Here is a 24,681-nt window from a genome sequence, read left to right on the forward strand (position 1 = left end):
CGGAGGCCGCCTGCACCGGACGCCGCCTACACCGGTGGCTCCGCCGGCGCCGGTCCCAGCGTCGTCGTGCCCGGGGCGGCCCGGTGCCCCAGCCCCGTCCGGTACGCGTCCAGAGCCGCCTCCACCCGGCCCGTACGCCGCAGCAGATCGCCCAGCAGCCGGCACAGGTCCGCCAGGTCCCCCGCCGCCCCGGTCCGTTCCAGCAGCGAGAGCGCCGCGCAGTAGTGCTCCTCGGCGCCCTCCGTGTCCTCCCGGTCCTCCGCGATGAGGCCGAGCAGCCGGTGCGCACCGCCCGCGTGCACCGCGCCCCGGTCGGCGTTCAGCTCCGCCACCTCCAGGAGCGGCAGCAGCAGCGCTTCCGCCGCGCCCGGCCGGCCGCGCCGCCGCAGCACGTCGGCCAGTTCCACCTCGACCTGCACCACGAACAGCGCCGCCTTCTTGGAGGCCAGCATGGAGCGCGCCGTGCGCAGCTCGCGCTCGGCCCGCTCCAGGTCGCCGTCCTGCGCGTGCACGTACCCCAGCATCCAGTGGCAGTGGGCGAGGTCGGTACGGATCTGCAACTGCTGGTACAGCTCCCGAGCCTTGTCGAGGGAGGCGTCGGCCTCCGCCGTCCGGCCCTCGGCGAGGAGCGTACGGGCCACCCCGCGGTGCATCCCGGCGACCAGCTCCGGGTCGCGGACCTGCGGTGCGAGGGCCAGCGCCAGTTCGGCGGCGTGGGCCGCGCGGGCGTGTGCGCCCATGTCCATGTAGGGGGCGATCGAGGCGGTGTAGAGGAGCAGCAGGGCGTCCGGGTCGTGCAGCCCGGAGGCGTTCAGCTCGTCGACCGCGGTCTCCAGGAGGTAGCAGGCGTAGCGCAGTTCGCCCGCCAGGAGGTGTGCGGTGGCCCGGCCGCGGAGCGCGGGCGCGCGCCGGGGGAGGGGCTCGTCGGCGAGCAGCCGCTCGGCGTCGGCGAAGTGGTCGCGGGCGTCGGTGAGATGGCCGGTCTCCAGCGCGCAGTCGCCGAGTCCGAGCAGCGCCGCCGCCTCCTCCGGTACGAGCGCGAGCGCGGCGGCCTCCTCGCGCAGCGGCCGGAACAGGGCGCGGGCGTCCTCGGCCGCGCCGATGGCCAGCGCGCGGCGGGCGTCGGTCAGCCGCAGCCGCAGCTCGGTCGCCAGGTGCGGGGGCCGGCCGGTGGCCAGCTCCTCGTAGTCCACGCCGAGTCGGCCGGCGAGATAGCGCAGGGCGGTCTCGGAGGGCCGTACCTTCCCGGCTTCGAGGGTGGAGACATAGGCCGCGGTGTAGGCGGGTTCGGCGAGCCGGCGCTGGGTGAGGCCGCGTTCCGTGCGCAGCCGCAGCACGCGGCGCCCTATGACGGCCGGACCGTCGGTCCGTCCGCCGTTGTCGTTCTTCTGAGCCACCGCTGCCCCTCGGTAGGTTAAGCCCTTAGGAAAGTCGGGTTATCGAACCCATTACGCGCTGTTGTGCGCCCCGCCGAAGTGAGGATGGAACAGATGCCGAAGGCCGCCGCCGGGAAAACCTCTGTCCGCCAGCCCGGTCTCGTTCTCACCGATCACGTCTTCGACGTGCCGCTCGACCATAAGGCCCCCACGGGGGAACGGATCCAGCTCTACGCCCGCGAGATCGTCGCGAGCGCCCGCGCCCACGAGGAACTGCCCTGGCTGCTGTTCCTCCAGGGCGGCCCCGGCAACGCCGCGCCCCGCCCCGTCGGCCGCGCGGGCTGGCTCGGCCGGGCCCTCGGCGACTACCGCGTACTCCTCCTCGACCAGCGCGGCACCGGCCGCTCCACCCCCGCCGACCGGCAGACGCTGCCGCTGCGCGGCGCGCCCGAGGAGCAGGCGGACTACCTCGCGCACTTCCGCGCCGACGCGATCGTCCGCGACTGCGAACTGGTCCGCGCCCAGCTGACCGGCGGCCGGCCCTGGAGCGTACTCGGCCAGAGCTTCGGCGGGTTCTGCGCGGTCAGCTACCTCTCGTACGCGCCCGAGGGGCTCGCCGAGGTGCTGATCACCGGCGGGCTGCCGGGGCTCGACGCCGACGCGGAGGCCGTCTACCGCGCCGCCTACCCCAGGATGGAGCGCAAGACCCTCGCCCACTACGACCGCTACCCCCAGGACGAGGCCGCCGCCCGCCGCATCGCCGAGCACCTCGCGGGCCGCGAGGAGGTGCTGGCCGACGGCACGCTCCTGACGCCCGAGGCGTTCCAGCAGCTCGGCATCCTCCTCGGCACGGGCGACGGTTCGCACCGGCTGCACTACCTCCTGGAGTCCGCCTTCGTGTCGGCCCTCGCCGGGCCGCGGCTGTCCGACGGGTTCGGGGAACAGGTCGCCGCCGTGCTCTCGCACGCCGCCAACCCCCTCTACGCACTGCTCCATGAGGCCACTTATGCCCAGGACGGGCGCGCCACGCACTGGGCGGCCGAGCGCGTAAGGAGCGAATTTCCGGAATTCGACCGGCATTTCGATACCGGCGACCCCTTCCTCTTCACGGGTGAGACGGTGCACCCCTGGATGCTCCGCACCCACCCCGCCCTGCGCCCGCTGCGCCGTACCGCCGAGCTGCTCGCCGAGCGGGAGGGGTGGGGCCCGCTGTACGACCCGGCTCAGCTCGCCCGCAACGAGGTGCCGGTGGCCGCCGCGATCTACCACGACGACCTGTACGTCGACACCGCCCACTCGCTGAGTACCGCCCGCGCGATCCGGGGCCTGCGCACCTGGGTCACGGACGAGTTCGAGCACGACGGCGTGCGGACGGGGGACGGCGTGGTGATGGACCGGCTGCTGCGGCTCGTACGGGATGAGGCGTGAGGGCCGGGGCCCGTGCCGGGCGAGGTGTGACATCCGAAGCCCGTAGGGCAGGTGACGCCATACCGGACAACTCGTCGCCCTCATAGACGTCTTGCGCCCCATCCATTGCCTGGCGTCCCGATAGCCCCTACGTTGAGCCGCGCCTTAATCCGGCTTGATTCGCCGCTTAAGCGGCGGGCTTCGGGAGGACACCATGCGCAGACGAATACCCCTTCGCGGCGCGATAGCGGCCGGCGTCGCCATTACGGCGGCGCTGGCCGCGGCCACGACGGCCACGGCCGGCGCCGCCGGCCCGGGCGCGGCGGCGACGCCGAGCCCCCGGCCCGTGGACCGGGTCGAGTACTTCAACGGCCCGGGCGGCCACCCCCTGCACACCACCGTTCCCGCCGCGAAGCCGCTGTCCCCGGCGGCCAGGTCGTCGATCGCCGCCGACGGCGACGTCACCTCGATCGTGCGCAACGGGCCCGTGGGCAGCAAGCTCGACGTCGTCTTCATCGGCGACGGCTACACCAAGTCGCAGCAGGGGGACTTCCACGCGGACGTCCGTACCAAGTGGGCGAAGATCTCCGCCGTCCAGCCCTACGCCTCGTACAAGAACCTCTTCAACGTCTGGGCCGTCGACGCCGTCTCGAAGCAGTCCGGCGTCTCCGGCGACCCCGTCCAGAGCGTGGTCAAGAACACCGCCCTCGGCTCGGCCTTCTTCTGCGACGGCATCGAGCGGCTGCTGTGCGTGGACACCGGCAAGGTCGAGTCGTACGCGGCCAAGGCCCCCGCCGCCGATCTCGTCGTGGTGCTCTCCAACTCCACCAAGTACGGCGGCGCGGGCTACAACGACGTCAGCTCCCAGGTCGGGTACGACGGCATCGCCACGGCCTCCTCCGACAACGCCCAGTCCGACCAGGTCGCCGTCCACGAGACGGGCCACTCGCTGGGCAAGCTCGCCGACGAGTACGACTACGGGCAGCCCGGCACCTACTCCGGGCCCGAGCCCGCCGAGGCCAACATCAGCAAGCTCACGGCCGGCCCGATGGGCGCCCAGCACAAGAAGTGGTACCGCTGGCTCGGGCAGACCTCGCCGGACGGCGGGACGGTCGGCGCGTACGAGGGCGGCGGCTACTACCAGCACGGGCTCTACCGCCCGACCGAGAACTCGATCATGCGGACGCTGGGCCGGCAGTTCAACCTGCCCGGCCGGGAGGCGATGATCGCGGGCTTCTACCGGCACGCGTCCGTGCTGAGCAGCACCACGCCGACCGACCGGCCGCTGGCCCGTACGAGCGGCATCACCGTGCAGGCCCCGGCGTCGGCGCGCGTCCAGTGGTACGTCGACGGCCGCGAGGCCGCATCCGCGCGCGGGACGGCGACGGTGTCGCCGCGCACGCTCGGCCTGCCCGCCGACGGCCGCCCGCACACCGTCACGGCCCGGGCCGCCGACCGTACGGACGCGGTCCGGGACCCGGCGCTGCGCGGGTCGCTCACGGGGTCGCTGACCTGGAAGGTCGCGGGCTAAGAGGCGCCGGGTCCGGCGGCGTCGCGTCCGCCGGATACGTCCAGCAGCCCGCTGTCGGCGTACGCGCGGGTGAGCCGGTGGAAGCCCCGGTCGAGGAGGTCGTGGACGTCCTCGCGGACCCGGGAGACCGGCTCGCCCGCCGCGAGCTCGCTGTGCAGGGCGTCGAAGGCGGTGGTGCCCACCGAGACGACGAACGCCGCGAAGAGCGTCAGCTCCTGCCGGTGTACGGGATCTTCGCCCGCCTCACCGGCCCGTTCGATGAGGTGCTCGGTCAGCAGCAGCTTGCGTTGCTCCAGGAGCGGCAGGAAGCTGCGGCGCAGCGCGGCGCTCTCCAGCAGGATGCGGGCGAAGACGCGGCCCCTGTCGACCCAGTGGTCGGACAGTACGAGCTCGAAGGAGTCGATATAGAAGTGCCGTAGCTGCGCGATGAGTTCGGCACCTGTGGGGGCGTCCGCGACGGCGTCGGGGAGCTTGGCGATGAACTCCTGCCTGCGGCTGAAGAAAATGTCCTCTTTCGAGGCGAAGTGCGTGAAGACGGTGGCGGGGGCGACGTCGGCCTCGGCCGCGATCCGGGTGAGGGTGACGGAGTCGAAGCCCTGCTCGGCGAAGAGCCGGAAAGCCGCGTCGTAGATGGCGCAGCGGGTGCGCTCCCTCTTGCGGGGGCGGATTCCGGTCCCGGCGGGGGCGGCAACGGCGGTGGGCGAGTGCTCCGTCATGAGGCCAGGGTATCGCGGCGCCCGAAGAAAAATATAGGTGCTATATTTTTATAGCTGCTCTAGTTTTGTCTGGAGTGGCGCCACCCCGCACGACTCGGTGCGCCACCGCCCCGCGCGACCGCCGGCGCATCTCTCCACGCGCCGCCGCGCGCGGCTCAGCGCCGCCCGGTACCGCTCAGCACCACCTGGAGTCCCCGCCATGAAAACCGTGTCCGCCCCGTCCGTCACGAGCACCGGTACCGGTGGTCATCCGCCCGCCTCGAAGCGGCTGCCGACCACGGCGATCCTCGTCATCGCGTGTGCGGCGCAGTTCATGGTCATCCTCGATGTGTCGATCGTGAACGTCGCGCTCCCCGCGATGCGGGACACCCTGCACCTGAGCGCCGCCGGACAGCAGTGGATCGTCAACGCCTACACCCTCGGCTTCGCGGGCCTGCTGCTGCTCGGCGGGCGCGGCGCCGACCTCGTCGGCACGAAGAAGGCGCTGCTCACCGGGCTCGGCGTGTTCACCCTCGCCTCGCTGGTCTGCGGCCTCGCCACCAACGGCGCGGCCCTGGTCGCCGCCCGCGCGGTGCAGGGCGTCGGCGGCGCGGTCCTCGCGCCCGCCACCCTCACCCTGATCATGACGACGTTCACCGAGCCGCAGGCCCGTACCCGCGCCATGGGCGCCTGGAGCGCCGTCATGGCGGCCGGCGGCGCGACGGGCGCGGTCATCGGCGGCGTCCTCACCCAGTACGCGGGCTGGCGCTGGGTCTTCTTCGTCAACGTCCCGCTCGGCGTGGCCCTGATAGCCGCCGCCGTCGCGTATGTACCGGCCGCGGCCGGCATCCGGGGCGGCCTCCGCCGCCTCGACATCCCCGGCGCCGTCTCCGTGACGGCCGGCCTGACCGCACTGGTCTACGGCATCATCTCGACCGAGAGCCACGACTGGAGCGCCCCCGAGGTCTGGGCCTCGCTCGGCGGCGCCGTGCTCCTGCTCGCCGCGTTCGTCGTCATCGAGTCGAAGGTCGCCCACCCGCTGGTGCCGCTCGCGATCCTGCGCCGCCGCACGCTGGCCACCTCCAACATCGTGGTGCTGCTCATGGGCTCGGCCATGTTCTCGATGTGGTTCCTGCTCTCCCTCTACCACCAGCAGGTCCTCGGCTACAGCGCGATCCAGGCCGGGCTCAGCTTCCTGCCCGGGTCCGTCTCGGTCATCGTGGGCGCGCAGGTCGCCACCCGGCTCATCGGCCGTACCGGGCCGCGCCCCCTGCTGGTCAGCGGCATGATCCTCAGCACCGCCGGCTTCGCCTGGCTGTCGTTCATCGGCGTGCAAGGCAACTTCGCCGCTGACGTGCTGGTGCCGCTGATGCTCTGCGCGCTCGGCATGGGTCTGTCGATGATGCCCGCGACGGTCGCCGCGACCGCCGGCACCGCCCGTGCCGAGGCGGGCCTGGCCTCCGGCCTGGTCAACACCTCGCGCCAGGTGGGCGGCGCGATCGGTCTCGCGGTCCTCGCGACCATCGCCTCCCACACCACGGCCTCGCATCTGATGTCCCACCCGCACGACACCGCCGCCGCCCTGACCGCCGGGTACGGGCGCGCCCTGCTGGTCGCCGCCGCGTTCACCGCGTGCGCGGCCGTCGGCAGCCTCCTCCTGCCGGGCCGCCCGGAGCGCCACCCGGCGGCGTAACACCGCTCCGGTCCGCCGCGCGGCGTAGCACTGCTCCGGCCCACCGGGCGCGTAGTGCCGATCCGGCCCGCCGTGCGGCCCGTCATCCGGGCCTGCCGGCACGGGACGGCCTCAGAGAACCCGGGCTCCCCGGTGCCGTATCGGCACCGGGGAGCCGTCGGTCACAGCGCGGTGGTCATCCCGCCGTCGCACCGGAAGGCGGAGCCGGTGAGGTAGCCCGCCCGGTCCGAGCACAGGAAGGCCGCCAACTCCCCCATGTCCTCGGGCGTTCCGTACCGCCCGGCCGGGATGAGACCTTCCGCGCCCGCCCGGACCTCGTCGGCGGTGATGCCCCGGTCACGGGCCCGCGTCGCGTCGACCGCCTGCACGCGCGGGGTGTCGATGCGGCCGGGGACGATCGAGTTCACGGTGATGCCGTCGGCGGCGAGTTCGTTGGACAGCAGCTTCATGTACGAATTCACGGCCGCGCGGACGACCGAGGAGACGGCGAGCTCGCCGATGGGCGCGATGACCGAGCTCGAAGAGACGTACAGCAGCCTGCCCCACTGATTCTTCCGCATGGCGCCGATGACCGACTCGACCACCTGCTGGAGCGAGAGGAACATGCAGCCGTACGCCTGGGAGAAGTCGTCCGACGTCGCGGCGGTGACTCTGCCGGGCCGGTACCCCGGACCGTTGAGCACGACCACGTCGTAACTCTCGCCGTGCCGCAGCAGGGCGTCCGCGATCCCGTCCGGCCGGGAGAGGTCGAGACCGATCCCGGAGACGGCGGCGGCACCGGCCGGCAGCGTGATGGCCGCCGCCGTCCTGCCGGCTCGGTCCGCGTCGCGGCCGGCGATGGTCACCGCGGCGCCCCGCGCCGCGAGACTCCGCGCGATCCCCAGGCCGATACCCGAGGTCCCGCCCAGTACCAGGGCCGTCTTGTCACGCACTGACTTTCTCCTTTCGATTCGCGGCAGTGGTGAACACATGCAGGGCCAGCAGCACTGCCGCGAACCCGAGGAAGATCAGCGCGATGGTGGTGAACCCGGTGATGACCACGGTGTCGAACACCAGCAGCAGCAGGCCGGTGAAGAACATCTTGATGGCGCCCTGGAGCGCGCTGGCCGCACCGCGGGACTTCTCCACCATGGTCATGCTCAAGGTCAGGGTGAGTGGCGCCACCACACCGCAGGTGAAGCCCAGCGCGACCGAGAACAGGCCGATCTTCCACAGACTGCTGTCCAGGTCCGAGAAGGCCGAGACCACGAATATCACCAGGTAGGCCGCGAGGCCGCGGATATAGGTGTCCTTCGGCGTCCAGCTGATCCAGCTGTTGAAGAACGAGCCGCAGATGATGGATACCGAATAGAGAATGTAGAACAGGCTGTTGCCCAGCGGGCTGACCCCCAGCGCGTCGAACGCGAAGGGCGCTGTCGCGTAGAACGCGATGGTGAAGGAGAAGATCAGCGCGGAGGCGATGCTGTACGAAGTGAAGTTGACGTTCTTGAGAACGCTCGTATACGCCTCCAGCTTGCCGGTCTTCGGCTGGCCGGCCGCCGGCGCCGGGTGGGTCTCCGGCATCATCGTGGCAATCATGATCAGCCCGGCGACGATCGCCACCGCGAACAGCAGGAACTGTACGTGCCAGCCGAAGTGGATTCCGATGAAGCTGCCGATCAGCGGGGCCAGCGACGGCGACAGCTGACTTGCCATCGAAAAGTAGGAGAACGCCTTGCGCAGCTTTCCGGGCTCTTGCAGGGTGTCCACGATCAATGCTCGGGAGATCACGGTGCACGATGCTGTGCCCAGGGCGGTCAGCACGCGGGAGATGTCCAGCACGACGATATTTTGGGCGAGATAGCCCAGGAACAGACCCACTGCGGCGACGCCGAGTCCTGACGTCAGGGCGATCTTACGGCCCTTGGCGTCAGAGAGACTCCCGTAGAAGAACTGGGCCAGGCCGAGCACGATCATGTAGAACACGATGAGGTTCTTCATGGTGCCCTGCCCGACATCCAGGTCCTTTTGGATGGCCGGGAGAGACGGGTTGAAAAAATCTACTGCCATCAGACCGATGACAACACTGAAAAAAGCGAAGAAAAGTACGCGCACCTCATTGCTCGTAAACTTCGCACCAGACATCTCCGCCGCCTACCTCTGTGTTATTTCTGTTGTGCGCATCTCAGCACCGTGCCGGACGGGCCGAGTCATGCATGACTTTCACTCTTCGACCGCGCGAAGGACTTCAGGTTCTCCTGGTACGACCGCGCTGGGGTGGCGGTGTCGCGGTCGACGGCTATATGCAGTACCTGGACGCCGCCGTTGCCCTTGATCTTCTGCACTACGGCGTCCAGCTCTTCGAGCGAGTTCACCCGGAATCCCTCCGCCCCGAGGGACTCGGCGAACTTCACCCAGTCGTGGTCCGGAAGAACGCTCAGCTCCGGAAGGTTCTGCTTGTTGTTCATATGCGTCGCGCCGTAGGCGGAGTTGTCGAAGATCGCGAAGATGATGTTCCTGCGATATCGCACGGCGGTCTGGATCTCGGCGCCGCCCATCAGGGCGCAGCCGTCCCCCGTGATGACGAGGCACGGTTCTTCCCGGGCGAAGGAGACGCCGATGGCCGCACCGAAGGCCCAGCCCATGACGCCCATGGTGGTACTGGAGTAGAAGCCGGCGTCGATGTCCGTCTTCCAGTAGTGCGTGGCGAAAGACCTGTGGTTTCCCGAATCCGCTATGCAGGCGCGGTCGCCCAGCCACTTGTTCAGACACTCCACCGCACGCCCGGGATGCATCGCGCCGGCGTCCTCGTCCGGAAGGGGGACGCACAGCGGTGTGCGCTGTGCGCGTTCCCGGAGTTCCGCGTTTCCGGAGAATCCCGCGCCGGCCTGCCCCGCCGCCCCGGCCCCTTCTCCAGGTCCCGCCAGGGACGCCTCCCAGTGCCGCAGGAACAGCAGCTCATCGCAGAGCAGGGTCTGAGAGCCCGGCGAGAAATTGCCGATGTCCTCGACCGAGGAGGTCACTTCGATGACGTTCTGGGCACGTGAGAGGCGGGGGTCGTACGCGTTGGTGTTCCACTGCGTCGGCCGGCACCCGAGCAACAGCACTGTTTCGGGGGTTTGTTCCGTGAAGAGTTCGGTGGCCCGCGGATTTCCCGAGTACCCGAACACGCCGACACTGTTCGGGTGGCTCTCGGTGAAGGCGCCCTTGGCGTCCACGGTGCAGCCGACAAGGATGTCGTGGGATGCGGACAGCCGGGTGAGCAGCCGCCGGACATCCTTCTTGTTGGCGTGCGACCCCACCAGCACGGCGACACTCGCCGACGCGTTGACCGCGGTGAGCACGCGTTCGAGATCCCGCTGGTCGCACTGCACGCGCGAGGTGGAGAGCGAGCGCATGCTGATGGCGGACTCGTCCGTGTCCGCGGCCAGCACATCCGCGGCGTAGGAGAGATACACCGGCCGGGTAGGGGACTCGACCAGCTTCCTCAGCGTGATGTTCCAGTACCTGATCGGGTGCTGTGCGCTGCGCACTTGGAGCGACGAGCTGGTGACGGGGGTCAGCATCGCCGCGACATCGAGGCCGGTGGGCGTCACGTCCTGGAGGGCGTCATGGGCGTCGAACCCCCTGGGCACATGCCCAGACAGCAGCGTTACGGGCGAACGGTCCGCGTTCGCGTTGACCAGGCCCGCGACGGCGTTGGCCACCCCCGGACCGTCCAGCGCGACCGCCACGCCGGTCCCCTCCGAGGCCCTGGCATAACCGTCGGCCATCGCCGCGGCTCCGCCTTCGGCGGCGGCGACCACCGGCGAGATCCGAGGGTGGCCCGCGGGGTCCGCCGCCCGGTAGTTCGACATGAACGCGTTGATCATCTTCCCCGGGACCATGAAGAAGGTCGAAACCCCCTCGTCCCAGAGGGAATCCAGGATCACACGGGACACGTTCGGCATCAGTGGGATTCCTGTTCCACGATGTCGGACAGACCGCGGTACCCGATGCCGTCGTTGAAGACGGTCCTGCCGCACGACTCCTCGATGAGCTCGCGGGAGATGTTGGGCAGGTCGGCGAAGAAGTTGTTCGCCTTGTGGTTGGTGTAATCCGAGATGTGCAGCTTCTCCGTCAGCCGGGCCCGCAGGTACCGCAGGTAGTCCTGGGTGACCGCACCGCCGACGGAGAACGTCCACTGCAGGGCGAGGCGTTCGACAGCGCTCTCGACCTGCGGCTGGGTGCCGCGGTGCACCGCGCGGTAGTCGAAGATCACCAGATCGCCGGCCTTGTTCCGCACGGTGTTCCGCTGCGTGTACTCGTGGTTGCGGACAAGGTCCTCGCGCTCCTCCCGGGAGCGCAGCGGGCTCGACTGGACGATGTCCATGCCCCCGCCCTTGAAGGGGTCGTTGTCCTGGAGGTAGATGTTGAACATCAGGATCGCGGGGAAGTCACCGGACTTGTTGACGGGCACCGACAGCATGCGGTCGTCGATGTGCCAATTGACCACCAGCCCCTTGCGGATGGTGAAGTTCGGGTACAGCAGGAGGGTGCCGACCTTGTTGTTGAGGTCGGCCACCATCTCGTAGAACTTCTCGGAGAAGAGCGCTTCCTTGAGCTCGGGGCTCTCCAGGAACAGGCTCGGCGGCATCGTGCCGCCGACACCCCGCGAGAGGATCTCCTCCGATACGCCCCGCAGGTTCTGCACGGTTTCGGGATCGAGGTAGTTCTCGATGACGCAGTAGCCCTCTTCAGCCAGCTGGTCGAAGTGCGCGGCCTCGAATACCATTTCTGATCCTTCCTCGGATTTCTGCGACTACGCTGCTTCGACGGGGTGTTCCAGCACACCGATGCCGGTGACCTCGGCGCGTACGGTGTCACCGGGCGAAATGACCGCGGCGCCGGGCGTGCCGGTGGCGATGACGGTTCCGGCCGGGAGTGTGCGGCCGGCGGAGAAGTACTCCAGAATCTTCGCCGGGTTGTGCTTCATATTGCTGGCGGTATTACGCGCGACGACCTCGTCGTTGAGGTAAGTGGTGATGCAGATGTCGTCGAGGTCCTTGCTCTGCTCCTGATCCCGCAGCACCAGGCTCGGCCCGATGCTGGCAAAGGTGTCGAAGCCCTTGCTCCAGGGGATGTACCGGAGGTTCTCCCGGATGGCGTCCTCGGCCGTCATGTCGATGACGGTGGTGAATCCGAGAATGTAGTCGAACGCGTATTCCGCGGAGACGTTCTTGGCATCCTTCCCCAGCACGATCCCCAGCTCCGCCTCGGCGGTGACGCGGGAGGACTGCGCGGGGATCTTGATGGCGTCGCCGTTGGCGATCACGCAGCTGTACGGGCGCAGGTACGAGCCGGGGAAGGCGGGCTGGGTGGCCTCCAAGTCCTTCGCGTGGGCCACGAAGTTGAGCCCCACGCCCCAGATCTGCGGTATGGACGACAGGAGCAGCGAGTCCCGGAGTGAGACCGGTCCGGCGGCTATGCCCTCACGGCCGGCGGCGCGCTGTTCGCGGAACGCGTCGGACAGCCGCTGCATCTTCTGCGCCGAGATGAGCTGGGCGACATCGAGCGGCAGCGACTCGTTCAGCGCGTCCGCCAACTGGCGCACCGAAGCCTTGTAGCCGTCGTGGTCCTCCAGGACGATGTCCTGCTGCTGGTCGACTACGTGCGGGTAGACCTTGATGTTCAAATTCCTACTCCGTCTCCAGGAATGACTTCGCGATGGTTTCGATGTCGGTGCGCGCCAGGTCCTGCTGGTAGGCCAGCGGCTTCACCGCGTCCATCAGCGTGGTCCGGCTGATCGAGTACTTCTCGGCCATGTCGGAGATGGCGGGGAAGTTCTTGGAGTGCAGTCCGTACAGCGCGCCGAGTACCTGCAACTCGCGGTCAGTCTTGATCGTCTCCAGCCGGGAGACGCAGTACTCACTGGTGTAGGCGAGCGCGTCCGTGTTGTAGACGCGCTTGTTCTCCCGCAGTTCCAGCGCGGCGGCCATCTGCTCCAGCACGGCGTTGCCGGCGTCCCGGCCGAGCCCCGCCAGCGTGCAGTCCACGATCGACGCGCCGCTCTCCGCCGCCGCCATGGAGTTCGCGTTGGCCAGCCCCAGGTTGTTGTGCCCGTGGAAGCCCAGCGGTGTCTTCAACTGGCGCGAGGCCGCCCCGAAGAGCTCTGCCGTGCGCTCGGGGAGGAACTGCCCCACCGAATCGACGAAGTACAGGCCGTCGAGGTCGCAGGAGTTCTCGATCCGGGCGCCGATCCGCACGGCTTCCTCGGTATCGCACACATGCGACTTCATCAGGTTCACGAAGACCGTCAGCCCGAGTTCCTTGGCGCGGTCGACATAGTCGAATACCTGCTCGTACGCCTTCATGTCGGCGCCGATGCGGGTGAACTTCATACCGGCGTCGGCCAGCGGTTCCAGATCCTTGACGGACGCGACCGCGGCCTGCGCGAACATTCCCCAACTGGTGTCCGAGGGCAGGAGCCGGGCGGCGAGGTCGCACCACTCCCGGTCGGTGATGTTCGATTCGGCGATCGTATTGCCCTTGATGCCGAGGCCATGACCGACTTCGATCCATTCCAGCCCCGCGGAACTGACGGCCCCGAGAATGGTTTCGATCGTCTGCATATCGAACTGGAAATTAACGGAATATGCGCCGTCTCGGACCGTGCAGTCCATGATGGTGTGCTGAGGCGGCTTTGGGAGCAGGGGCGTGCGATGCTTGTTCACTGGCATGACTTTCCTCCTGTTGATTTCCCATTGATGACGTATTGCGCGCATCGAGCAGGTGCTGAACAGGGGTGACGCAGTGGGGCAGGCAGCGGAAAGCGACCTCGGCGGCGATGACGGAAAGCGACAGGCGGGCGACGTCGGCAGCCTGTTTCCGTCGGGCCGATATGGAGGTCGAGTTAAAATGAAATGCTCCTCGAATGCGATTAAATGTAACACCGCACCACGATGACTACATCGATTCCGAGGACGGGAAGGAGGGCCGGCGGTACTCCGCAACGGCCTTTACCGACCCGGATGCCGATCGAGTGAAAACAGAGCCCATAGCAAGGCTCCGATGCAGGGCTTGCGGCATGCTCACAGCAGTCTTCCCCCGACTGTCATGGTGCTGATGAAGCGCGCGGACCGTGCCGGTCGGCCTCGCGCGGCCAACCTCGATGCATACTGAATCAAGGTGCCCGTGTAGCTCGCAACCACTTTCAGGTTTCTTGAAGCGTTCTTTACACGGTGTGTGACGCGCAGGGTGCTGTGCGTCGACCGGAGTTCACCATGCGCCTCCCTCGGCCGGTCGTGCGCTGCGGGCGTGATGTCACCTCAAAGTCCTACGCGTCAGGGCGGGTTGATGTGCCTTCCGTGGCAAATGAGTGTGACGCACGTCGCAACTATGAACACATCGTGATGCGCGTTACAGGCACATGCGATTGCCGGGTCGACGCCCGTAATCGGACCGTCGATGCGCTATCTGCCTGATGTCGTCCAATTCGCCGAATCCGCCCCGGTGATGGGCATTTCGGATGGACGGCGGGGCGATGTTCCGCCGGTCTGGTCTCTCGGGCGCAAGCGGACTGATGGCCCGTCAAACTATCGATCTTCAGGTTTCGCACCTGTTCAGAGTTCAACAGGTCCGATTTTCCACTTGATTTGGCCCGCGAAGCATCCCCGCGGCAGATGATTTCTTCATGCACCCACTACCGCGAGCTCGCCGAGCACCACGTGCCCGGCCGCGCGGCCACCGAGGTCGAGCGCATTCTCATCGACGGTGACGACGCGGTCGTACTCGGCGAAATCCGCCAGACCGCCCGCTCCACCGGGCGTGCGTACCGCGCTCGGTTCGCACTGCATCTCACGGTCGAAAACGGTCTGGTCGTCCGGCACCACGTCTACGAAGACAGCCTGTCCGTCGCCCAGGCGTTCGACCCGGAAGGGGCGGGCGAGGATCGCTGACGTGCCCGTCAAGTCAGGGGACCCAGCCCTCCGTTGGGAATCGAAGCCGACGCTGTCGGCCCGGCGCGGGCTCCGCCGGCACGGCCCGCGGACTCGAACCTCCGACCCGAAAGGAGCGGGCCGGTACGGTACCCGCCCCACCCCTGATGCGTGGGGCAAGATGAGGCCATGGGGACCTTCGGTGGAGACGGTCGGCTGCTTGCCGGGCGCTACCGGCTCGGGGAGCGGCTCGGGCGGGGTGGGATGGGGACGGTCTGGCGGGCCACCGATGAGTTGCTCGGGCGCGAAGTCGCCGTCAAGGAACTGCATCTGGCCGACGCGCTCTCCGCCGCCCAGGCGGACGAGCAGCGGCAGCGGACGATGCGCGAGGCCCGTACGGTCGCGCAGCTCAAGCACCCGAACGTGATCGTCCTGCACGACGTGGTCGAGGAGGACGGGCGGCCGTGGATCGTCATGGAGCTGGTCACCGGCCGGTCGCTGGCCGACGCGCTGGCCGCGGACGGGCCCGTCGGGGCGCGGGAGGCGGCGCGGATCGGGGTGGCGATGCTGGGGGCGCTGCGCGCGGCTCACGCGCAGGGGGTGCTGCACCGCGACATCAAACCCCCCAATGTGCTGATGGAGTCCGGCACCGGCCGCGTCGTGTTGACGGACTTCGGGATCGCGCAGGTCTCGGGGGTCACGACGATCACGGAGACGGGCGCGTTCGTGGGGTCGCCGGAGTACACGGCGCCGGAGCGGATGTCGGGCCGTACGACCGGTCCGGAGTCCGACCTGTGGTCGCTGGGGGTGCTGCTGTGCGCGGTGCTCAGCGGTGTATCGCCGTTCCGGCGCGACTCGTTGGGCGGGATCCTGCACGCCGTGGTCTACGAGGAGATCCGGCCGCCCGCCGCCGCGGGGGAGTTGCTGCCCGTCGTGCGGGGCCTGTTGGAGCGGGACCCGGGGCGGAGAATGGGGGCGGAAGAGGCTGAGGGGCGGCTGGGCGCGTATCTCCGTACGGGCAGGATGCCGGTGCTCGGGCGGCCGTACGCCCCGACGCAGGCGCGCGTGCGCGTGCCCGCCGCCCAGTCCGCCGTCTCGCCCTCTGCCGCCGTCACCCGGATCCGCCGGTCCTTCCCGCGCCGGCCCGCGGACGCGCCGAACGCGTTGCCGCCGGACGCCGCGCAGGCGGCGCGCGCGAACCGGGCGCGGGTCGCGCTGATGGCGGCCGTCGCGGTCGTCGCGCTGGCGGGCGTGGGCGCGGGCGTCGCGGCGCTGATGCTCGGCGGCGGTGAGGGCGGCGGCCCGGGCGGCCCTGGCGGCCAGTCGGGCGGTACGCGCAGCCCCTCGGGCAGCACCTCGACGCGCCCCTCGGAGCGGTCCACGGACCGTACGGCCCGGACCTCCCCGCCCGCCTCGGAGCCCGCGCCGGGGCCGTCCGCGCGTATCACCGTCCCCGTCGGCTACCACATGGTGCGCGACCCGGCGGGGTTCACCCTCGCGGTGCCCGACGGCTTCACCCGCTCCTTCGAGCCGCCGCGCGTCTTCTACTACGCGCCGGGCAAGAAGTTCCGGCTCGGCGTCCACATCCAGGACCAGCGCCCGGACGGCCCGGTGGGCGCGATGCGGACCTCGCACGCGCAGGGCACGGACCACTACCCGGGCTACCGGTCCGCCCGCCTCGAACGGCTCTCGCGCGCCGGACGCCCGGCGGCGCTGTGGGAGTTCACCTGGAACGGTTTCGACGGGGACGCGGGCCCCCGGCACACGTACGACCTGACGTGGAACGAGGGCGGCAAGATGTACGACGTGTGGGTCTCCTCCCCGGCCGGCGAGGCGGCGGCGGGCCGCCGCCACTTCGACACCGCGCTGGACACCTTCGTACGGACGGAACCGGATTCGGCGCCCTGAGCAGCCCAGCCGCCAGGGTCTCCCAGCGCCCCTGACCTGCCCGTATGCCCTTTCGCGCCAGCAACTGCTGGCACAATTGTGTGTGGCCGGTGAAAACTGGCTACTGGCGGGTACCCAAAGCGCCCGCCCCGTCATACGCTCGCCGCATGACGGACTCGCAGGGCAGCCCACAGGACCGTTCGACAGTGGCCGGCGGCAACCCCGTCGCGGCCCCCGGCGTGCGCGCCGCCGCCGATGTGATCACCCCCGACCTCGTCGCCCGCCTGACCCGCGGCGTCGTCGGCGGCGGCACCACCGCCAACCACACCCCCTTCACCGGGGCCAAGCTCGCCGACCTGCCCGAGGCCACCCCGGACGACGTCGCCGAAGCCTTCGCACGGGCCCGCGAGGCGCAGCGGGGCTGGGCGGCCACGCCCGTACAGCAGCGCGCCGCGATCCTCCTGCGCTTCCACGACCTCGTGCTGCGCCGCCAGTCCGAGGTGCTGGACCTCATCCAGCTGGAGACCGGCAAGACGCGGCTGCACGCGCACGAGGAGGTGCAGGGCGTCGCCGTCGCCGCCCGCCACTACGGCCGCCGCGCACACGCCTATCTGCGGCCCAAGGGGCACACCGGGGTCATCCCGACGCTGACCAAGGTCACCGAACTGCGCCAGCCGCGCGGCGTCATAGGGCAGATAGCCCCCTGGAACTACCCCCTCGAACTCTCCGTCAGCGACGCGCTCCCCGCCTTCGCCGCGGGCAACGCCGTCGTCATGAAGCCCGACACCGAGACGGCGCTCACCGCCCTGTGGGCCCGCGACCTCCTCATCGAGGCCGGACTGCCCGCCGCCGTCTGGCAGGTCGTCCTGGGCGAGGGCCCCGTCGTCGGCCCCGCCGTCGTCGCCCACGCCGACTACGTCTCCTTCACCGGCTCCACCCGTACGGGCCGCGAGGTCGCCCAGGGCGCCGCCGCCCGGCTCGTCGGCGCCTCCCTCGAACTCGGCGGCAAGAACGCCATGCTGGTCCTCGACGACGCCGACCTGGACAAGGCCGCCGCCGGCGCCGTCCGCGGCTGCTTCTCCTCCGCCGGACAGTTGTGCATATCCATCGAGCGGCTGTACGTCCACGACTCCATAGCCGACGCGTTCCTCCAGCGATTCGCCGCCCGCACCAAGGCGATGCGGCTCGGCGCGGCCCTCGCCTACGGCGCGGACATGGGATCGCTGGTCAGCGAGCGGCAGTTGGAGACCGTCAGCAGGCATGTCGAGGAGGCCGTCGCCAAGGGCGCCCGGCTCGTCGCGGGCGGCCGGGCCCGCCCCGACATAGGCCCCCTCTTCTACGAGCCGACCATCCTCGACGGCGTCGAGCCCCCCATGTCCGTGTGCACCGAGGAGACCTTCGGGCCCGTCGTCTCCGTCTACCGCTTCACCGACGAGAAGGAGGCCGTGGAGCGCGCCAACGGCACGCCGTACGGTCTCAACGCCAGCGTCTGGTCCAAGGACGGCCGCCGCGGCCGCGGCGTCGCCGCCCGGCTGCGGGCCGGAACGGTCAACGTCAACGAGGCGTACGCCGCCGCGTACGGCAGCGTCCAGTCGCCGATGGGCGGCATGGGCGACTCCGGGCTCGGCCGCCGCCACGGCTCCGAGGGCATCCTCAAGTACACCGAGGCGCAGACCGTCGCCCACCAGCGGATCATGCCGCTGGGCCCCGCCTTCGGCCTCGACGACGAGAAGTACGCGCGGCTCATGACCCGCAGCCTGCGCGCGATGAAGGCGCTCCGCTTCCGCTGACGGATCGCCGCACCGCTTCCGCGGAACGGTCCCACCGACCTCACCGACCTCACCGATTCAAGGAGAGCCAGTGTCACGGGAGAAGTGTGTCCACGACTACGACGTGATCGTCGTCGGCTCCGGGTTCGGCGGGGCGGTGACCGCCCTGCGCCTGACCGAGAAGGGCTACCGGGTGGGCGTGCTGGAGGCGGGCCGCCGCTTCACCCGCGACACCCTCCCCAAGAACTCCTGGGACCTGCGCAACTACCTGTGGGCCCCCGCGCTCGGCCTCTACGGCATTCAGCGCGTCCACCTCCTCGGCAAGGTGATGGTCCTCGCCGGGGCCGGCGTCGGCGGCGGCTCGCTCAACTACGCCAACACCCTCTACGTACCGCCGAAGCCCTTCTTCGACGACCCGCAGTGGGCCCATATCACCGACTGGCAGCAGGAGTTGAAGCCCTACTACGACCAGGCCCAGCGCATGCTCGGAGTCCGGCTCAACAAGACCATGACCCCCTCCGACGTCCATCTCAAGGCCGCCGCCGAGAAGATGGGCGTGGGCGACACCTTCCACATGGCGCCGGTCGGGGTGTTCTTCGGCGACGGAGACGACGCGGACGGCGAGGTGCGCGCCGCACCGGGGAGCGAGGCCCCCGACCCGTACTTCGGCGGCGCGGGCCCCGCCCGTAAGGCGTGCACCGAGTGCGGCGAATGCATGACCGGCTGCCGCCACGGCGCGAAGAACACCCTCAACGAGAACTACCTCCACCTCGCGGAGCGGGCCGGCGCCGTCATCCACCCCATGACGTCCGTCGCGGCGGTCCGCGAGGACCCGGCGGGCGGCTACCAGGTCGCGGCCCGCCCCACCGACGACCGGCGTACGGGCAGGGCCACGGTGTTCCGCGCCGACCAGGTCGTGATCGCCGCCGGCACCTACGGCACCCAGACCCTGCTGCACACCATGCGGGACAAGGGCCTGCTGCCGGGGCTCTCACCGCGCCTCGGCCACCTCACCCGCACCAACTCCGAGGCCCTGGTCGGCGCGCAGACCGACGACCGCCGCTACCGCAAGGCACACGGCACGCCCAAGGCCGACTTCACCCAGGGCGTCGCCATCACCTCGTCGGTGCACCCCGACGAGAACACCCACATCGAGCCCGTGCGGTACGGCAAGGGGTCCAACTCGATGGGCGCGCTCACCATCCTCCAGGTCCCGCACGACGGCCGCGCCCCCAAGGCCCTGGCCTACGCCGCCCGGTGCGCCCGGCACCCCCTGCTGCTGCTCCGCTCGCTCTCCAACCGCCGCTGGTCCGAGCGGACCATCATCGGCCTGGTCATGCAGTCCCTGGACAACTCCCTGACCACGTACCGCAAGCCGAAGGGGATCGGGAAGGGCCTCCTCACCGCCCGGCAGGGCCACGGCGCGCCCAACCCGGACCACCTCCCCGAGGCGACGCGGGCCGCGTCCCTCATCGCGGAGGAGATAGGCGGCTTCGCGGGCAGCAACGTCGGAGAGCTGATGGGCACGCCGCTGACCGCGCACTTCCTCGGCGGCTGCCCGATCGGCGCGGACGCGGACCACGGCGTCATCGACCCGTACCACCGGCTGTACGGGCACCCGGGCATCCACGTCGTCGACGGCTCGGCCGTCTCCGCCAACCTCGGCGTCAACCCGTCCCTGACGATCACCGCCCAGGCGGAACGGGCCATGTCGTTCTGGCCGAACAAGGGCGAGCGGGACATCCGCCCGGCGCAGGGCGAGGCGTACGAGCGGCTGGCCGCGGTCGAACCGCGCAGCCCGGCCGTGCCGAAGGAGGCGTTCGCGGCGTTGAACCTGCCGTTCCTGGAGGTGCCGACGGTGCCGCCGAGGACGGTGCCGCCGAAACTCGCCGAGTGACCTGCTGCCGTGCGACGTCGGGACTGGCTGCCGTGCGACGACGGGAGCGACTGCCGTGCGTCGAAAGGACCGGCTCCCGTCCGGCGACGGGGGGAGAGAGCGAAGGGCCCCGGGAGGCCGCTCGCGGGGGCGGGGCGGCCTGCCTCGGGGCCCTAGGCTGTCGGCTCCGGCGTCAGGGCAGCGCCGGTGCCGAGGGGCGGCGCCGGGGGGAGCGCCGCTGGCTATGGGGTGCGCACGGGCTGAACGGAGCCCGGTGGTCGGGACCATTGGCGGTACGTCGCGACGGGGTGAGCCGCTCTTCGCGCCTTGGGTGCATCGTGCTGGATACGCCGCGCCGCACGCAACCGTTTCGACCGGATACGGTCGGCCCCGGGCGTCCCCAGAACCGACCGTCCAGTGTGTGGTGACCGGGCTGCTGTCCCCTGCCGACCGGTCACCGGACCACCGGAGCGAGGTCCCACGACGTACGTCTCGTACGTCACACGCTCCGGCGGCTCCGCCCTGTCGTGAAGGGCGCCCAAAGAACAGGGGCGGAAACCACGCGTGGATTTCAAGTGGGCCCGCTCCTGGCTGGCGCGGACACCCGGTCCAACGAAGGGCGCCGGTGGCCGGTCACGCGCCGTACGGGTGACGGGCACCGAACACAGGGCCGCGGACCCGGCCCGCGCCCCCGACGGCTCAGACACGCCCCCGGCACAGCTCCAGCAGCGTCATCGCCAGCGCCGTGCCGGGCCTGCCCAGCTGGTCGCTGTAGTGGGTGAGGATCTCCATCTCGCGGGAGAGGTTCACGCGGCGGCCGCCGGAGGCGATGCGCTCGCGCTGGATGACGGCCGAGGCGGCCATCCGTTCCTGCACGAGCCCGATGATCCGCCCGTCCAGATCGTCGATCCGCTCCCGGGTCCCGACGATCACGGAGGCGGCCTCGTCGGTACGGGCCCCGGTGTCGGCGGCGACTGCGGCGGGTGCGGGTGCGGGTGCGGCGGGGGTGGTGCTCATGTCCGTATCTCCTGGGGGTCTGGGCCCCCGGAGCCGACGATCAGGTTGATCGGACCCGGAACTCTCGGCGAGCCAACGCAGAACGCCCCGGGCCTGTCGGCCCGGGGCGCCTGGGAAGTCGCTTGTGGATCAAGCAGCACGACCATGGCAGCCGGACGGGCCGGTGCCATAGGTAAAGACGAAGGTCATGTGCTTGGACATGGCGCTCAGTATGAGCCCGTTAGAATCGAAAGTCCAACCCCCCGTTCCACCGCCGGAAGGCCGCCGAAGTGCCCTCAGCGTCCCCTGCTGCCGCCCCCGACACCGTCCTGGTAGTCGACTTCGGCGCGCAGTATGCCCAGCTCATCGCCCGTCGTGTCCGTGAGGCCCGGGTCTACAGCGAGATCGTCCCCTCCACCATGCCGGTGGCCGAGATGCTTGCCAGGAACCCCAAGGCGATCATCCTCTCCGGCGGCCCCTCGTCGGTCTACACCGAGGGCGCTCCGACCGTCGACCGCTCGCTCTTCGAGGCCGGGGTCCCCGTCTTCGGCATGTGCTACGGCTTCCAGCTGATGGCCCTGGCGCTCGGCGGCACCGTCGACAACACCGGAGCCCGCGAGTACGGCCGTACGCCGCTGTCGGTCTCCCGGCCCGGCTCCACCCTCTTCGAGGGCACCCCGGCCGAGCAGCCCGTGTGGATGTCGCACGGCGACGCCTGCTCCGCCGCCCCCGAGGGCTTCACGGTCACCGCGTCCACGGATGTCGTGCCGGTCGCCGCGTTCGAGAACGACGACCTCAAGCTGTACGGCGTGCAGTACCACCCCGAGGTCATGCACTCCACCCACGGCCAGCAGGTCCTGGAGCACTTCCTCTACCGCGGCGCGGGCATCGAGCCCACCTGGACGACCACCAACGTCGTCGACGAGCAGGTCGCCGCGATCCGCGAGCAGGTCGGGTCCAAGCGCGCGATCTGCGCGCTCTCCGGCGGCGTCGACTCCTCGGTCTCCGCCGCGCTCGTCCAGCGGGCCATCGGCTCCCAGCTGACCTGCGTGTACGTCGACCACGGGCTCCAGCGCAAGGGCGAGACGGAGCAGGTCGAGAAGGACTTCGTGGCGGCCACCGGCGTACAGCTGAAGGTCGTCGATGCGGAGGAGCGGTTCCTCGCCGCGCTCGCCGGGGTCAGCGACCCCGAGCAGAAGCGGAAGATCATCGGCCGCGAGTTCATCCGCGTCTTCGAGCAGGCCCAGGCCGAACTGGTCGCCGAGGCGGGCGCGGCCGGCGAGGACGTCGCCTTCCTCGTCCAGGGCACGCTCTACCCGGACGTGGTCGAGTCCGGCGGCGGCACCGGCACCGCCAACATCAAGTCCCACCACAACGTGGGCGGCCTCCCCGAGGACCTGGAGTTCGAGCTCGTCGAGCCGCTGCGCCACCTCTTCAAGGACGAGGTCCGCATGGTCGGCACCGAACTGGGCCTGCCGGACGCGATCGTCCAGCGCCAGCCCTTCCCCGGCCCCGGCCTCGGCATCCGCATCGTCGGCGAGGTCACCAAGGAGCGCCTGGACCTGCTGCGCGAGGCCGACGCCATCGCCCGCCAGGAGCTCTCGGCGGCCGGCCTGGACCGCGAGATCTGGCAGTGCCCGGTCGTCCTCCTCGCGGACGTGCGCTCCGTCGGCGTCCAGGGCGACGGCCGCACGTACGGCCACCCGATCGTGCTGCGCCCGGTCTCCTCCGAGGACGCCATGACGGCGGACTGGTCGCGGCTGCCGTACGACGTGCTGGGCAAGATCTCGACCCGCATCACCAACGAGGTCGACGAGGTCAACCGAGTCGTCCTCGACATCACGAGCAAGCCCCCCGGCACCATCGAGTGGGAGTGACCTTCCGCGCTTGAAGGTCAATGCCGACGCCGTCGCTCATTCGTTTGGGCGGCGGCGTCGTCGTATCTCCTGGGTACGCTGGTTCTACGGCCCAGAATCCCGTCCATGGGAGGACTAATGACCGCTGAGATCGCGCACCACTGGCCGGTGCCGCCGCAGGACGGTTACACCGTGGACGACCTGCTGACGCTGCCCGACCTCCCGCCGCACACTGAGCTGATCGACGGGAGCCTGGTTTTCGTGAGTCCGCAGCGGGATTTCCACAGCATCGTGATCGATATGTTGGTGACGGGTCTACGCCGCACGGCACCACCTGAGATGAAGATCCGGCGCGAGATGACCGTAGTGCTTGATAAGCGCAACGGTCCGGAGCCGAATGTCCTCGTCGTGCAGGCCGAGGCAGCGAGCAGCCGCAAGCAGACCTGCTTCCAGGCCAGGGACGTGCTGCTGGCCGTCGAGGTGGTCTCGCCGGATTCCGAGGCCCGTGACCATGACACCAAGCCCCACAAGTACGCCGCAGCGGGCATCCCGTACTTCTGGCTCGTCGAAATGGCCGGCTTCGACCACGCCCCGATCGTGCATGCCTTCGAGCTCGCTCAGGAGACGCAGACCTACACCCCCACCGACACCTACCGCGACACTCTCAAGCTCACCACGCCCTTCGACATCGACATCGACCTCACCGAGATCGACAACCTCTGACGGGCCCGCCCCTGTTCTCCGTCGATACCGGGCGGTAGCTTCCGTTCAGTACAGACATACGCGCAGACACACCCGCGCGCTATCGCCGGAGGAGAACCGTCATGCCGCAGGCACCGGAGCCGATACCCACCGATCAACTCCACTTCGCGATGCCGCCCAAGCACGAGAGCGTCGCCGACGAGCGGCGGCATCGCAAGGAGCGGCTGGCCGCCGCGCTGCGGCTGTTCGGGCGGTTCGGGTTCGAGGAAGGCGTCGCGGGGCACATCACCGCGCGGGATCCGGAGTTCACGGACTGCTTCTGGGTGAACCCCTTCGGGATGTCCTTCAAGCACATCACCGCCGGCGACCTCATCCTCGTCAACCACACCGGACAGGTCGTCGAGGGCCGGTACCACGTCAACCAGGCCGCGTTCGCGATCCACGCCCAGGTCCACCAGGCCCGCCCCGACGTCATCGCCGCCGCCCACAGCCACTCCACGTACGGGCGCGCCCTCTCCAGCCTCGGGGAGCTGCTGGACCCGATCACCCAGGACGTCTGCGCCTTCTACGAGGACCACGCCCTCTTCGACGACTACACCGGGGTGGTCGTGGACGAGGAGGAGGGGCGGCGGATCGCCAGTGCGCTCGGGCCGCACAAGGCCGTCATCCTGCGCAACCACGGGCTGCTGACGGTCGGCGACTCGGTGGACGCGGCGGCCTGGTGGTTCATCACCATGGAGCGGTCCTGCCAGGTGCAGCTCGCCGCCAAGGCGGCCGGGAAGCCCGTGCTCATCGACCACAAGAGCGCCGTGCACACCCGTGAGCAGCTCGGCAACGACCTGGTCGCGTGGATCAACTACCAGCCCCTGTACCAGCAGATCACGCGCAGCGAGCCGGAGCTGCTCGGCTGACGGCCCGTACGAATCGGCGCGACCGGGGGCGTATGCAGAGGCGTACCCACGGACGTACGCGCGTTCGGTTGCGCCGGGCTACCCTCC

19 protein-coding genes are annotated in these 24,681 nt (G+C 69.9%); 10 read left to right on the forward strand and 9 right to left on the reverse strand.

Annotated features, from left to right (window positions below; translation table 11 throughout):
• Window positions 1–26: 26 nt before the first annotated feature.
• A complete protein-coding gene (locus tag AC07AB_RS11035; protein WP_478563483.1) occupies window positions 27–1,397 on the reverse strand; it encodes a helix-turn-helix domain-containing protein in 1,371 nt (456 codons plus the stop codon).
• Between the two features lie 93 nt (window positions 1,398–1,490).
• Here AC07AB_RS11035 and AC07AB_RS11040 point away from each other — a divergent pair, with 93 nt between their 5' ends.
• Window positions 1,491–2,804: an alpha/beta fold hydrolase gene (locus AC07AB_RS11040; RefSeq protein WP_478563486.1), complete on the forward strand. Its 1,314-nt coding sequence runs from the start codon at window positions 1,491–1,493 to the stop codon at window positions 2,802–2,804.
• Window positions 2,805–2,997: 193 nt separating this feature from the next.
• Window positions 2,998–4,314 (forward strand): M64 family metallopeptidase, encoded by a 1,317-nt coding sequence (locus AC07AB_RS11045; RefSeq protein ID WP_478563489.1) that lies wholly within the window; start codon window positions 2,998–3,000, stop codon window positions 4,312–4,314.
• On the opposite strand, the gene AC07AB_RS11050 is transcribed toward AC07AB_RS11045, so the two are convergent.
• Window positions 4,311–5,030 (reverse strand): TetR/AcrR family transcriptional regulator, encoded by a 720-nt coding sequence (locus tag AC07AB_RS11050; protein ID WP_478563492.1) that lies wholly within the window; start codon window positions 5,028–5,030, stop codon window positions 4,311–4,313. The two genes, AC07AB_RS11045 and AC07AB_RS11050, sit on opposite strands and share 4 nt — an antisense overlap.
• Window positions 5,031–5,229: 199 nt before the next feature.
• Between AC07AB_RS11050 and AC07AB_RS11055 the strand changes: the two genes are divergently transcribed.
• Window positions 5,230–6,702 (forward strand): MFS transporter, encoded by a 1,473-nt coding sequence (locus AC07AB_RS11055; protein WP_478563495.1) that lies wholly within the window; start codon window positions 5,230–5,232, stop codon window positions 6,700–6,702.
• Window positions 6,703–6,863: 161 nt separating this feature from the next.
• Here the strand turns inward: AC07AB_RS11055 and AC07AB_RS11060 are convergent, their stop codons facing one another.
• From AC07AB_RS11060 to AC07AB_RS11085, 6 genes are all read right to left on the reverse strand, one after another.
• Window positions 6,864–7,634 carry an SDR family oxidoreductase gene (locus tag AC07AB_RS11060; protein WP_478563498.1) on the reverse strand — a complete coding sequence of 257 codons (771 nt, stop codon included), beginning with the start codon at window positions 7,632–7,634 and terminating at the stop codon, window positions 6,864–6,866.
• The gene (locus AC07AB_RS11065; protein ID WP_478563499.1) at window positions 7,627–8,796 is read right to left on the reverse strand and encodes an MFS transporter; all 1,170 of its coding nucleotides are present in this window, start codon (window positions 8,794–8,796) and stop codon (window positions 7,627–7,629) included. The genes AC07AB_RS11060 and AC07AB_RS11065 overlap by 8 nt, the downstream gene beginning before the upstream one ends.
• A gap of 95 nt (window positions 8,797–8,891) precedes the next feature.
• On the reverse strand, window positions 8,892–10,631 hold the full coding sequence (locus AC07AB_RS11070) for a thiamine pyrophosphate-binding protein (RefSeq protein WP_478563502.1): 1,740 nt from the start codon (window positions 10,629–10,631) through the stop codon (window positions 8,892–8,894).
• Window positions 10,631–11,455 carry a phytanoyl-CoA dioxygenase family protein gene (locus AC07AB_RS11075; protein WP_478563505.1) on the reverse strand — a complete coding sequence of 275 codons (825 nt, stop codon included), beginning with the start codon at window positions 11,453–11,455 and terminating at the stop codon, window positions 10,631–10,633. Before AC07AB_RS11075 ends, AC07AB_RS11070 begins: the two co-directional genes overlap by 1 nt.
• A gap of 27 nt (window positions 11,456–11,482) precedes the next feature.
• Entirely contained in the window at window positions 11,483–12,355 is an 873-nt protein-coding gene (locus AC07AB_RS11080) for a fumarylacetoacetate hydrolase family protein (protein ID WP_478563508.1), read from the reverse strand.
• 4 nt (window positions 12,356–12,359) lie between these two features.
• The gene (locus tag AC07AB_RS11085; protein WP_478563511.1) at window positions 12,360–13,445 is read right to left on the reverse strand and encodes a beta/alpha barrel domain-containing protein; all 1,086 of its coding nucleotides are present in this window, start codon (window positions 13,443–13,445) and stop codon (window positions 12,360–12,362) included.
• Between the two features lie 816 nt (window positions 13,446–14,261).
• Between AC07AB_RS11085 and AC07AB_RS11090 the strand changes: the two genes are divergently transcribed.
• The 4 genes from AC07AB_RS11090 (at window position 14,262) to AC07AB_RS11105 (ending at window position 20,150) form a co-directional block, all read left to right on the forward strand.
• Window positions 14,262–14,618: a nuclear transport factor 2 family protein gene (locus tag AC07AB_RS11090; RefSeq protein WP_478563628.1), complete on the forward strand. Its 357-nt coding sequence runs from the start codon at window positions 14,262–14,264 to the stop codon at window positions 14,616–14,618.
• A gap of 168 nt (window positions 14,619–14,786) precedes the next feature.
• Window positions 14,787–16,505, forward strand: coding sequence for a serine/threonine-protein kinase (locus AC07AB_RS11095; protein WP_478563514.1), 1,719 nt, complete (start codon window positions 14,787–14,789; stop codon window positions 16,503–16,505).
• A gap of 146 nt (window positions 16,506–16,651) precedes the next feature.
• Window positions 16,652–18,274 (forward strand): succinic semialdehyde dehydrogenase, encoded by a 1,623-nt coding sequence (locus tag AC07AB_RS11100; RefSeq protein WP_478563517.1) that lies wholly within the window; start codon window positions 16,652–16,654, stop codon window positions 18,272–18,274.
• 70 nt (window positions 18,275–18,344) lie between these two features.
• Window positions 18,345–20,150 carry a GMC oxidoreductase gene (locus AC07AB_RS11105; RefSeq protein WP_478563520.1) on the forward strand — a complete coding sequence of 602 codons (1,806 nt, stop codon included), beginning with the start codon at window positions 18,345–18,347 and terminating at the stop codon, window positions 20,148–20,150.
• 678 nt (window positions 20,151–20,828) lie between these two features.
• Here AC07AB_RS11105 and AC07AB_RS11110 read toward each other — a convergent pair.
• A complete protein-coding gene (locus AC07AB_RS11110; protein WP_478563523.1) occupies window positions 20,829–21,146 on the reverse strand; it encodes a chorismate mutase in 318 nt (105 codons plus the stop codon).
• Window positions 21,147–21,415: 269 nt separating this feature from the next.
• Between AC07AB_RS11110 and guaA the strand changes: the two genes are divergently transcribed.
• The 3 genes from guaA to AC07AB_RS11125 all read left to right on the forward strand — a co-directional run bounded on the left by guaA (window position 21,416) and on the right by AC07AB_RS11125 (window position 24,594).
• Window positions 21,416–23,002, forward strand: coding sequence for a glutamine-hydrolyzing GMP synthase (gene guaA / locus AC07AB_RS11115; RefSeq protein ID WP_478563526.1), 1,587 nt, complete (start codon window positions 21,416–21,418; stop codon window positions 23,000–23,002).
• A 117-nt stretch (window positions 23,003–23,119) separates the two neighbouring features.
• On the forward strand, window positions 23,120–23,704 hold the full coding sequence (locus AC07AB_RS11120; protein ID WP_478563529.1) for a Uma2 family endonuclease: 585 nt from the start codon (window positions 23,120–23,122) through the stop codon (window positions 23,702–23,704).
• Window positions 23,705–23,805: 101 nt separating this feature from the next.
• The gene (locus AC07AB_RS11125) at window positions 23,806–24,594 is read left to right on the forward strand and encodes a class II aldolase/adducin family protein (RefSeq protein ID WP_478563532.1); all 789 of its coding nucleotides are present in this window, start codon (window positions 23,806–23,808) and stop codon (window positions 24,592–24,594) included.
• Window positions 24,595–24,681: the final 87 nt, after the last annotated feature.

It is taken from the genome of Streptomyces sp. NPDC044033, assembly GCF_056434425.1.

Coding starts and splice junctions, on each gene's coding strand:
- AC07AB_RS11125 (WP_478563532.1), top strand. CDS start 23,806: ATGCCGCAGGCACCGGAGCCGATACCCACCGATCAACTCCACTTCGCG.
- AC07AB_RS11110 (WP_478563523.1), bottom strand. CDS start 21,146: ATGAGCACCACCCCCGCCGCACCCGCACCCGCACCCGCCGCAGTCGCC.
- AC07AB_RS11095 (WP_478563514.1), top strand. CDS start 14,787: ATGGGGACCTTCGGTGGAGACGGTCGGCTGCTTGCCGGGCGCTACCGG.
- AC07AB_RS11040 (WP_478563486.1), top strand. CDS start 1,491: ATGCCGAAGGCCGCCGCCGGGAAAACCTCTGTCCGCCAGCCCGGTCTC.
- AC07AB_RS11070 (WP_478563502.1), bottom strand. CDS start 10,631: ATGCCGAACGTGTCCCGTGTGATCCTGGATTCCCTCTGGGACGAGGGG.
- AC07AB_RS11075 (WP_478563505.1), bottom strand. CDS start 11,455: ATGGTATTCGAGGCCGCGCACTTCGACCAGCTGGCTGAAGAGGGCTAC.
- AC07AB_RS11055 (WP_478563495.1), top strand. CDS start 5,230: ATGAAAACCGTGTCCGCCCCGTCCGTCACGAGCACCGGTACCGGTGGT.
- AC07AB_RS11045 (WP_478563489.1), top strand. CDS start 2,998: ATGCGCAGACGAATACCCCTTCGCGGCGCGATAGCGGCCGGCGTCGCC.
- AC07AB_RS11085 (WP_478563511.1), bottom strand. CDS start 13,445: ATGCGCGCAATACGTCATCAATGGGAAATCAACAGGAGGAAAGTCATG.
- AC07AB_RS11120 (WP_478563529.1), top strand. CDS start 23,120: ATGACCGCTGAGATCGCGCACCACTGGCCGGTGCCGCCGCAGGACGGT.
- AC07AB_RS11100 (WP_478563517.1), top strand. CDS start 16,652: ATGACGGACTCGCAGGGCAGCCCACAGGACCGTTCGACAGTGGCCGGC.
- AC07AB_RS11050 (WP_478563492.1), bottom strand. CDS start 5,030: ATGACGGAGCACTCGCCCACCGCCGTTGCCGCCCCCGCCGGGACCGGA.